At 67.6% G+C, this 9,668-nt stretch carries 8 protein-coding genes; 4 read left to right on the top strand and 4 right to left on the bottom strand.

Annotated features, from left to right (window positions below):
• The first annotated feature begins 68 nt into the window (after window positions 1-68).
• The 3 genes from Sp245p_RS29315 (at window position 69) to Sp245p_RS29305 (ending at window position 2,136) form a co-directional block, all read left to right on the top strand.
• Window positions 69-719: a YcjF family protein gene (locus Sp245p_RS29315; RefSeq protein WP_014242507.1), complete on the top strand. Its 651-nt coding sequence runs from the start codon at window positions 69-71 to the stop codon at window positions 717-719.
• A gap of 119 nt (window positions 720-838) precedes the next feature.
• Entirely contained in the window at window positions 839-1,036 is a 198-nt protein-coding gene (locus tag Sp245p_RS29310) for a hypothetical protein (RefSeq protein WP_014242506.1), read from the top strand.
• Window positions 1,033-2,136: a prohibitin family protein gene (locus tag Sp245p_RS29305; RefSeq protein WP_014242505.1), complete on the top strand. Its 1,104-nt coding sequence runs from the start codon at window positions 1,033-1,035 to the stop codon at window positions 2,134-2,136. The genes Sp245p_RS29310 and Sp245p_RS29305 overlap by 4 nt, the downstream gene beginning before the upstream one ends.
• A gap of 33 nt (window positions 2,137-2,169) precedes the next feature.
• Here Sp245p_RS29305 and Sp245p_RS29300 read toward each other — a convergent pair whose 3' ends face one another.
• On the bottom strand, window positions 2,170-4,164 hold the full coding sequence (locus tag Sp245p_RS29300) for a methyl-accepting chemotaxis protein (RefSeq protein WP_014242504.1): 1,995 nt from the start codon (window positions 4,162-4,164) through the stop codon (window positions 2,170-2,172).
• Between the two features lie 349 nt (window positions 4,165-4,513).
• Here Sp245p_RS29300 and Sp245p_RS29295 point away from each other — a divergent pair, with 349 nt between their 5' ends.
• Window positions 4,514-6,508: a methyl-accepting chemotaxis protein gene (locus Sp245p_RS29295; protein WP_014242503.1), complete on the top strand. Its 1,995-nt coding sequence runs from the start codon at window positions 4,514-4,516 to the stop codon at window positions 6,506-6,508.
• 26 nt (window positions 6,509-6,534) lie between these two features.
• On the opposite strand, the gene Sp245p_RS29290 is transcribed toward Sp245p_RS29295, so the two are convergent.
• From Sp245p_RS29290 to Sp245p_RS29280, 3 genes are all read right to left on the bottom strand, one after another.
• Window positions 6,535-7,128 carry a DUF4142 domain-containing protein gene (locus tag Sp245p_RS29290; RefSeq protein WP_014242502.1) on the bottom strand — a complete coding sequence of 198 codons (594 nt, stop codon included), beginning with the start codon at window positions 7,126-7,128 and terminating at the stop codon, window positions 6,535-6,537.
• A 255-nt stretch (window positions 7,129-7,383) separates the two neighbouring features.
• Complete coding sequence (locus Sp245p_RS29285) at window positions 7,384-7,755, bottom strand: c-type cytochrome (RefSeq protein ID WP_014242500.1); 372 nt, start codon at window positions 7,753-7,755, stop codon at window positions 7,384-7,386.
• A 294-nt stretch (window positions 7,756-8,049) separates the two neighbouring features.
• On the bottom strand, window positions 8,050-9,336 hold the full coding sequence (locus Sp245p_RS29280; RefSeq protein WP_014242498.1) for a pentapeptide repeat-containing protein: 1,287 nt from the start codon (window positions 9,334-9,336) through the stop codon (window positions 8,050-8,052).
• Window positions 9,337-9,668: the final 332 nt, after the last annotated feature.

Genomic DNA, 9,668 nt, shown 5'->3' with positions numbered 1-9,668 from the left:
ACCATTCCGACGCGCGACGTTCATTGCTGATTTTCCCTCGACAACGTCCCTTTTTGGAGCACCACAGCATGGTCAGTGAGAAGGAAACACCGGGCGGCAAGGCGAAGCCGGAAACGGCCGCCACCCTGGCCACCACCCCGGCTCCGGAGGCCGTGACGGCCGCCCCGGAGATCGCAAGCACAACCGCCAACACGTCCGAAGCCGCCCCCGCGAGCACCCCGGCCGCTCCGGCCGCCACCGAGGCGCAGGCGGCGGAAATCATCCGCAAGCATGTGCTGCTGTCCGCCGCGGCGGGCGTCATCCCGCTGAACTTCGTGGACACCGCAGCACTCGCCGTCGTCCAGCTTCGCCTGCTGAAGGAGCTGTCGGAACTGCACGGCGTCGACTTCCGCGGCGACATCGGCCGCTCCGCGGTCGGCACGCTGTTCGCCACGGTCGCCCCGACCGCCCTGGGCGGCAGCCTGCTCGGCTCCATGGCGTTCAACATGGCTCTGCGCTCGGTGCCGGTGATCGGCACGGTGACGCGGCTGGCCACCCAACCGGCCTTCAACAGCGCCTTCACCTACGCGCTGGGCAAGGTCTTCCAGCAGCACTTCGCGTCGGGCGGCACCTTCCTGACCTTCCAGCCGGAAAAGGTGAAAACCTATTTCCGCGAGAAGTTCGAGGAGGCCCGCCGCCGCAAGGGTGCGACGCCGGAGGCCGCCCCGGCCGCGGCCTGACCGCAGCACCCGGACGCCGCCACGGACCGGGAGGACGGGCGGGGACGCTTCCGCGCATCCCCGCCCCCTCCGGCCGCCGTCACCCCTCCGCCCTGCTCCCATTCCAAGGCCGGACGCGCATGCCCCTCGTTCTCGTCATGCTCTATCTCCTCGCCTGTCTGGTGTGCGCCGTCATGGGCCGCAACACCACGATCGGCTTCATCGGCCATTTCCTGCTGGCCGTCTTCCTGACTCCGCCGGTGAACTTCGTGATCCAGGCGGTGGGCCGCCCCAGCACGCGGGAACGTGAGAAGATGCTGACGACGAGACCGCGATGACCACGCTCGACCAGTCCGCCGGGGACGGCCTCGCCCGCGCCCCCCTGGGGCAGCGCGCCGGCCTCTGGCTGAAACGGCGCAGCGTGTCGATCTACGCCCTGACGCTCACCCTCATCCTCGGTTTCCTCGCCATCGCCCCCGCCGTCTTCGTCGAGGTGCCCTCCGGCCATGTCGGCGTGCTGTGGCTGCGCTTCTTCGGCGGCACGGTCACCGACCGGGTCTACAGCGAGGGCACCCACCTGATCTTCCCGTGGGACCGGGTGACGATGTACGACGTGCGCCTGCGCACCGACACCCGCACCTACGAGGCGGTGGCGGCCAACGGCATGTCGATGACGGTGACCGTGGCGTTGCGCTACCGCGTCAACCCGCCGGCCGCCGGTCTGCTCCACAAGCTGGCCGGTGACGATTACGCGGAAAAGCTGGTGCATCCGGAGATCGCCAGCCTCGTCTACGAATTCGTGTCGAAGCACAATCCGGAAAACTTCTATTCGATCAACCGGGCGGACATCCAGGGCTTCCTGCTGACCGAGGCACGCCGCCAATTCCCGGCGCCGCCGACCGATCTGCAGGCGCTGAAGCTCCCTCCGGGCGCGATCGCCGACGATTACAGCTCCGTGATGATCCGGGTGGAGGACGTGCTGGTGGCCGGAGTCAGCTTCCCGCCGTTGGTCCGTCAGGCCATCGACCGCAAGATCGAGCAGCAGCAGATCATGGAGGAATACGACTTCCGCATCGCCCGCGAGGCCAAGGAGCGCGACCGCAAGCGGATCGAGGCGGAGGGCGTGCGCGACTTCCAGGACATCGTCGCCCGCAACATCACGCCGGAGTATCTGCGCCTGCGCGGCATCGAAGCGACGCGGGCCTTCGCCACCTCCTCGAACGCCAAGACCATCATCATCGGCGGGCGGGACGGTCTGCCGGTCATCCTGAACACCGGCGACGACGCCAAGTCGGGAACAGGAACGGCAACGTCGGGCGCGCCGACCAGGACCGCGGCCAAGGAAGCGGAGGGGCTCGCCGGCCGGCTGTCCACCCTGGACGAGCCGCCGCCGGAGAACAGCGCGCCGGAAGCACCGCCGGACACCGCCGGGCGCTGAGACCCGGCGGGACCGTCCGTCCAAAGGAACCGGCTACTCGGCGGCCTCGGCGAGGGTCCGGGCGAAATCGCGCTCCATCTCGTCGAGCAGCCGGACCACCTCCGCCGACGCCCGCGTCATCTCGGCGGCGTGGCGTTCGGCCTCCATGCGGTTGCCGGCCTGGAGGGCGAGCAGCGCCTCGCGGCCCGACTCATGGACGGTCCGATGCGGGGTGGCCATGCCCCTGTAGGTGGGCAGGCGCATCGTCCGGGGATCGTTCACGCTGTCGTACCAGCGGCCGAGACGGCAGGAGTGATGGGTGGACAGGTCCGCCGGCAGAAGCGTGCGCTGGCCGCCCACCGCCTCCATGATCTTCTCAACGAAGGCGAGATGGTCCTGCTTGGCGAGACGGACCAGTTCTCCCACCCCGTCGCGGCTCATGCGGTCCACCTCCTCGCGGCCGATCTTGCGCTCGTCGAAGCGGATGTGCAGCCGGTTGTCGTGCCGGGCCACCACCGAGCCGCGCAGCGACAGCTTGTAGCCGGGAAGCGACACGGTGACCTGCCCGCCGCTGGGCGCCGCCCCCTTCGTCTCGGCGTAGCAGCCGCATTCGGAGATGTCGCGGACCAGCGCCGGCGTCTGGTCCACGCTGCCGTCGAGCAGAACCGGGCGGCGGCGCGTGTGGCGCCGGTTCGCCAGATCGGAGGAGGTGCGGATGGCCCGCGCCAGCAGCGACGGCAGGGTGTCCAGCGCCTCCTGCATGCGGTTGGCACTTTCGCCGACCGTGTAGGCCACGGTGGTGGCGCGCTCGGTCTCGCCGCTGACCTCGGTCATCCGGCTGGCGATGCCGCGGAAGATTCCGGCGACCTCGCCGATGTTGCGGGCGATCTCGCGCGAGGCGGAGGACTGCTCCTCCACCGCCGCGGCGATCGAGGAATTGATCTCCTGCATGGTGGTGATGGTGGTGGCCACCCCGTCCATGCCGGTGATGGCCTGCTCCGCCACCGCCTGGATGGCGCCGACCTTGGCGGCGATCTCGTCCGCCGCCTTGGCCGACTGCCCGGCGAGGTTCTTCACCTCCGTCGCCACCACGGCGAAGCCCTTGCCGGCTTCCCCGGCCCGCGCCGCCTCGATGGTGGCGTTCAACGCCAGCAGGTTGGTCTGCCCGGCGATGGCGCGGATGATGTTCAGGATGCCGCCGATCTCCTGCGCCGCGGTGCTGAGCTGCGCCATGATCTGGCGGGCCTCGCCGCTCTTCTCCTCCGCCTCGCCGGCGATCCGGGATGCGCCGCCGACCTGCACCGAGATTTCGCCGACTGCCGCCTGAAGCTGCTCCGCCCCGGAGGCAACGGTCTGGGCGGCGTCCAACGCCTCCGCCGTGTCGGCGGACGTGCTGGTGATGCTGTCCTTCACCGTTGCGCAGACGCTGTCCAGATCGCCGACCGTGCGGCGCAGGTCCGCGGTGTAGCTGGCGACGCTGTCCACCACGTCGTTGGCCTCGTGGTCGATGGAATCGACCATCGCATCCACCGCCTGGAGCCGCTCGTCGATCAGCCGGTCCCAATAGACGGACAGGGCGGCGTCGAGATCCATCAGAACCGCCGACACCACGGCGCGCTGCATGGTCACGATCGAGCCGAGCCGGCTGCCGGTCAGCAGCGTCCCGCCCATGCTCTGAGCCAGGGCCGCCATGATCTCGCCCAGGATGAAGGCGTAGCCGCCGACATACCAGCTCGGGCTCAGCCCGATGCGGTGATGGGCGATGCCGACCGCGCGCACCGATTCCTTGTAGCCGTCGTCGAAGCGGCCTTCGAACAGCCGGGTCCAGTGCGCGATCTGGGCGCGCTTGGCTCCTTCGACCTGCGCCGGATTGGCGAACAGGGCGGCCAGTTCGGGCTGGGCCATCGTGCGGGCGTAGAAGCGGTCCAGAACCCCCGGCAGGGCCTTGGAGATGATCGGCAAGGCCTGTCGCAGACTGGCGACCGATTCCGGTCCCAAACCGAAATAGGCGGTCTTGGTGACGTCAAGGGCACGCAGGGTGTCCGGCATGGCGAATGTTTGTATTCTGTAATGAACGAGCGCCAACCGATAACATTTCCCCTACACCAAAGGTATCTATAAAAGGAATTCGCGTGCGACATGCTGTCCCACTTCATGATTAACAGATGGTTTACTTTGCTCAAGACGCAGCATGGGCGCAATGAATAAGCCTTGAAATACAAACACTTTCCTCAAGGCGGCTGACAAAAACCGCAACAGCACCTTCACATTGCATGAATCCGGTGCGTCCCGACGTTGACAAAACTATTTGTTACAAATGCGCGACAAAGGTTACCAATGCGCCGCCTTCCCGGTGTTTCCGGGGCGACCCGACGATTTTTCAAGGAGTTTTCGGCCGATGAATCCCCTCCGCACGCTCAGCCTTGCGACAAAGCTGACCATTCTGTGCACGCTCGGCCTGATTGCCTTGTCCGGCGCCCTGACCTACGCAACGATCGTCAAGGTCACCGCCAGCATCAGCAAGGACGCGGCGGAGCGGAGGGAGCAGGCCATTACGAACTTCCGGATGCTGCTCGACCAGAAAGGGTCCGAGTACCGGCTCAAGGACGGCGCGCTGTACATCGACGACGTCAAGCTGGACGGTGCGAACGACATCGTCGACACCGTCCGCAGCGTCACCGGCGGCGTGGCCACCATCTTCCGCGGCGACACCCGTGTGGCGACCAACATCCACAACCCGGACGGCAACCGGGCCGTCGGGACGAAGCTGGCCCGCGGTCCCGTCTACAGCGCCGTCATCGACGGAAAGGAGCCCTTCCGCGGTGAGGCCGACATCCTGGGCGAGGCCTATTTCACCGCCTACGACCCGATCATCGACCAGAACGGCGAGGTCATCGGCGTGCTGTTCGTCGGCCTGAAGAAGAGCGTCGCGTTGCGCGTTCTGGAGGAGGTCGTCCCCAACATCATCCAGGTGGCGGCGGTCATCACCATCGGCATGGCCCTGGTGATGCTGCTGGTGGTCCGGCGCCAGTTCCGCACGCTGGACCAGATCCGCGGCACCATGTTCCAACTGGCCGACGAGCGCTACGAGGTGACGGTCCCCGGACTGGACCGCCAGGACGAGATCGGCGCCATGGCCAAGACCGTCGAGATCTTCCGCCAGAAGGGCATCGACAACCAGCGCCTGCGCGAGGCGCAGGAGCGCGAGCGCCGCGAGGCCGAGGCCGCCAAGATCGCCGCCCTCGAATCCATGGCCCGCACGGTGGAGCAGGAAACCCGCACCGCCGTTGACCGCGTCGCCGAGCGGTCGGTCTCGATGGACAGCAACGCCCAGGCGATGGCCAGTTCGGCCGAGACCGTCTCCGCCAACTCGCAGAGCGTGGCGGCCGCAGCGGAACAGGCGCTGGGCAACGCCCAGGCCGTGGCGGCGGCCACCGACCAACTCACCGCCTCCATCGCCGAAATCACCGGTCAGGTCACCTTCGCCAGCCAGATTTCCCGCCGCGCCGTGGAAAGCGGCCGCAAGACCGAGGACGTGGTGCTCTCCCTGTCCGAGGCCATCGGCCACATCGGGGAGGTCGCCACCTTCATCCAGGACATCGCCAGCCAGACCAACCTGCTGGCGTTGAACGCGACGATCGAGGCGGCGCGCGCGGGCGAGGCCGGCAAGGGCTTCGCCGTGGTCGCCCAGGAGGTGAAGAACCTCGCCACCCAGACCTCCAAGTCGGCGGAGGAGATTTCCCGCCAGATCACCGACCTGCAGAGCATGACCGCGGGTGCCGTCGACGCGGTGCAGGACATTGGGCGGACCATCACCGAGATCGACGGCGTCGCCAGCAGCATCGCCAGCGCCATGGACGAGCAGGGTGCCGCGACCAGCGAGATTTCCCGCAACGTCGGCCAGACCGCCGCCGCCGCGCAGGAAGTGTCGTCCCGCATCGCCCACGTGTCGGAGGAGGCGGCGGTGACCGGCAGCCGCGCCGACGAGGTGCGCCGGGTGGCGTCCGACGTGGCGGGGAGCATCGACCATCTGCGCGAGATGCTGGTCCGCGCCGTGCGCACCGCCACGCCCGAGGTGGACCGCCGCCGCGCCCCGCGGTTCGAGGTCAACCTGCCCTGCACCATCGCCGGAGCGGTTGGGTCGCTGTCGGGACAGCTCACCAATCTGTCGGAAGGCGGCGCCACCATTCGCGGCCTGGACCGGACTCAGCTGGGCAGCCGCGGCGTGCTGACCATTCCCGGCTGCACCATCCCCATTCCCTTCGCCGTGCTGGGGGGCAAGGAGCAGGATCTGCATGTCCGGTTCGAGCTGACGCCGGACGCCGCCGACCGCTTCGCCGCGGACGTTCAACGCCTCACCGCGGGTCTGCACCCGCTTCCGGCGGTCGCCTGACGCGGATCATCGGGCCAAGCCCGCCGCTACGGCAGTTGCGCCAGCGGGTTGCCGAGCGCGCGCAGTTCGCGCGCGTGCATTTGCAAGCCGGGCAACCATTTGGCGGCGAAGGCCCGGACGTCCGGGTCGGTGCCGCCCTGGGCCTGCGCGTTGAACAGGGCGACCGACACCTCGTGCTCGGCGATCTGCTGCTGCAGATACTGCCGGTCGAACGCGGTGCCCTGAAGCGAGGCCAACGCGTCGGCGACCGCCTGCCGGCCGGGGTCCGGCGCGGTGGGCGGCGTGACGCCCTTGGCCTGGGCCAGTCGGGCGAGTTCCTGGTTGGCTTGGGTATGGTCGGCGGCGATGCGCCGGCCGAGGTCGCGCACGGTGGCGCTGGACGCCTGCCGCTGGGCCAGCGTGCCCATCGCCACCTCGCCGAAGCCGCCGTAGGCCGCCTGGGTCAGAAAGGACTGGTCCGCCACCGTCAGCGTCGAGGAGGCGCCCGACCCGGTGCTTCCCATCTGGGACGCGGAAGCGCCGGAACTGCCCATCGGTGGCACGAGGCCCGGCTCGCTCGAACAGGCGGCGAGCGCGAGGATGGACACGGCGGCAAGGGCTGCGGTTCGCAACATGGGCATTCCGACCTCCCGATCTACAATCTTGCGTTGGGACACACCGGTCCCCAACAGCCTCCTGTTCTCCTTGTGCCTGGCGAGAAGCGTTTTTACGGGTCCCCTGCCCACAAGGGCAGGGCGACCGCTGCCATCCTCATAGGATGGACCGCAGGGAGGCGGGCGGTCCTGCCCGGACGGGCGTGACCTTGCGGCCGGGCGCCGGTCGCGGGAGGGGGCGCCGCCCCTCCCGGTCACCCAGCGCGTGTCCTTGCGGACGCGTCAGCTGTTCTTCTTCAGGAAGGCGATCAGGTCCTTGCGCGCCTGCTCGTTCTTCACGCCGGCGAAGGCCATCTTGTTGCCGGGGACAGTCCCCTTCGGATCGGTCAGGTACTTGTCGAGATTGGCCTCGTCCCAAGCCAGCCCGGCGCCCTTCATGGCGTCGGAATACTTGAAGCTCTCGATGGAGCCCGACGGGCGGCCGACGACGCCGTGCAGGTTCGGGCCGACGCGGTTGGGGCCGCCGGCCTCGATGGTGTGGCAGGCCTTGCACTGGTTGAACACCTTCTCACCCGCATCGGCGTCCTGCGCCGAGGCGATGCTGGGAAGGGCGGCGAACAGGCCGAAGGCCAGAACGGCAACACTACGCTTCATTGCACTATCCTCGATTTCCAATGCCCAAAAGACAGGCACGGCCACCCAAGGCCCGCAGGACGTCCTGCGTTGTTCGCTTCGCCACGATCAATATTCGTCGCATCGGCGCGCGGCGTCCGCCGCTCCGTTACTTGGCCTCGATCATGACAAGCGGCTTGGGAAACCAGCCGCCACCTCGGCCGGCGTTTTAATCCCCGCATGCTGGTATGCACAATGCCGGGCATGGGTGGAGAGCAGCCCCTGCGACAAAATGACCGACTCTTTTCGAAAATTTTTCGGGATTAAAATTTACGGTCACTTCAACCGGCAATGGACCAGCGTCGTTCCGGTGGTGTTGGCCTTCTCGATGTCGGTGTCGCGCAGGTCGGCTCCCGACAGGTTGCAGTTGGTCAGGTCCGCCCCGGCCAGCCGCGCACCCCGCAGGTCGGCGCCGCGGATGTCGCTGTCGGCCAGTTGGGCGTTGCGCAGGTTGGTCGGCCACAGGCGCCCGGTGGGCTGGCCGTCCGCCGCCAGAAGCTCGATGGCCCGCATCACCGCGTTGCGCATCATGGCGCGGGTCAGGTCGCAGCCCTCGAAGCTGGCCCCGGACAGTTCCGAATTCTCGAAACAGGTTTCACGCATGCGGCAGCCGGGAAACTGGGCGATCTGCAGCTTGCTGTCGCGGAAGCTCGCCCGCGTGAAGTCGCAATTGCGGAAGATCGCCCCGCTCAGGTCGCAGCCGTCGAAATCGGTCCCGACGAAGGCCCCGTCCGACACGTCGAACCGCCTGCCCTGCTTGCCGTTGCTGTTGATCCAGCGGACATGGCCGTCCAGCCCCTCCCGGATTTCCGGCGGGAAGTCCGATTGGTTGCGGTGGTAGATGGCGCCCATCATCCGCGCCTCCGCCCAATCGGCGGTGGCCATGGGGACGTTGCGCAGTTCGGCGTCGCGCAGGTCGGCGCCCTGGAAGGTGGCGCCGGCAACGACGGCGTTGTTCAGGATGGCGCCCTTCAGCTTCGCCATGCTGAAATCGGCGCCCCGCAGATCGGCACCGCTGAGGTTGGCACCGAACAGGGCGGCGTTGCTGAAGTCCGCCCCTTCCAGGCTGGCGCGGGTCAGGTTGGCGCCGGTCAGATCGGCGTCGGTGAAATTCGCGTTGACCAGGACGGCTTCCCGCAGCGCCGCCTCCTGCCGGGCCTTGCGCCGGTCCTTCCACAGCACGAGCTGGCCGGGGCGGAGGTCCGCCCGCTCGAACAGGGTGTTGCGCAGGCAGGCCTTGGTGAAGTTCGCCCCGCGCATGTCCGCCCCGACCAGCGAGGCCTCCCGCAGATCGGCGGAGACGAAGCTGGCGCCGAACAGATCCGCTCCGTCAAAGTTGCAGCGCTGGAGGACGCTGCGCCGGAAATTCGCTCCGGTCAGAATCGCGTCCGACAGGAGCAAACCCGACAGGTCGAAACCGGTCAGGTCCGCCGCCTTCAATTGAAGGCGCAGTCCGTTCGGGCGCGCCGCCAGATAGAGCCGGTGGGCTCTGATGGCCTGCGCGAGATCCTCCAGGCTCAGGTCCGCCCCTTCGCCCGGCCCGCTTGTCGGGGCACCGCTCATCCCGCTTCCCAGCACCCCTGCAATCGACTCCACGCCCGCTCCGTGGACAGTAGCAAGTTTACGCGCAAAATTACTTGCAAAATTGTTAAAAAGGCCGCACATCTCTACATGGCTGCCGCGCGTTTGCACCGCACATTTCAATCGAACCCAAGCAAAGACGGCCCAAACGCGCCGGATTCGAACTATTCCATATTGAATTTAAGGAATATGCTTGCCCTCTTTTGGAGTGCAGTCACCCTACTGGGTATAACCTGTTGGGGGTATTTGACCTTTTCTCCCTTAATTGCCTCACCCCTCCGTGCTACTCGTCCCGGTCAGCTTCGCCGGTATCC

It is taken from the genome of Azospirillum baldaniorum, from assembly GCF_003119195.2.
Lineage (GTDB): Bacteria > Pseudomonadota > Alphaproteobacteria > Azospirillales > Azospirillaceae > Azospirillum > Azospirillum baldaniorum.
Note: the sequence above shows the minus strand (reverse complement) of the source record. Positions and strands in the feature narration are given on the sequence as shown.

Bases quoted from the DNA above. Each gene is read 5' to 3' on its own strand.
- Sp245p_RS29315 (WP_014242507.1), top strand. From the start codon at position 69: ATGGTCAGTGAGAAGGAAACACCGGGCGGCAAGGCGAAGCCGGAAACG.
- Sp245p_RS29310 (WP_014242506.1), top strand. From the start codon at position 839: ATGCCCCTCGTTCTCGTCATGCTCTATCTCCTCGCCTGTCTGGTGTGC.
- Sp245p_RS29305 (WP_014242505.1), top strand. From the start codon at position 1,033: ATGACCACGCTCGACCAGTCCGCCGGGGACGGCCTCGCCCGCGCCCCC.
- Sp245p_RS29300 (WP_014242504.1), bottom strand. From the start codon at position 4,164: ATGCCGGACACCCTGCGTGCCCTTGACGTCACCAAGACCGCCTATTTC.
- Sp245p_RS29295 (WP_014242503.1), top strand. From the start codon at position 4,514: ATGAATCCCCTCCGCACGCTCAGCCTTGCGACAAAGCTGACCATTCTG.
- Sp245p_RS29290 (WP_014242502.1), bottom strand. From the start codon at position 7,128: ATGCCCATGTTGCGAACCGCAGCCCTTGCCGCCGTGTCCATCCTCGCG.
- Sp245p_RS29285 (WP_014242500.1), bottom strand. From the start codon at position 7,755: ATGAAGCGTAGTGTTGCCGTTCTGGCCTTCGGCCTGTTCGCCGCCCTT.
- Sp245p_RS29280 (WP_014242498.1), bottom strand. From the start codon at position 9,336: ATGAGCGGTGCCCCGACAAGCGGGCCGGGCGAAGGGGCGGACCTGAGC.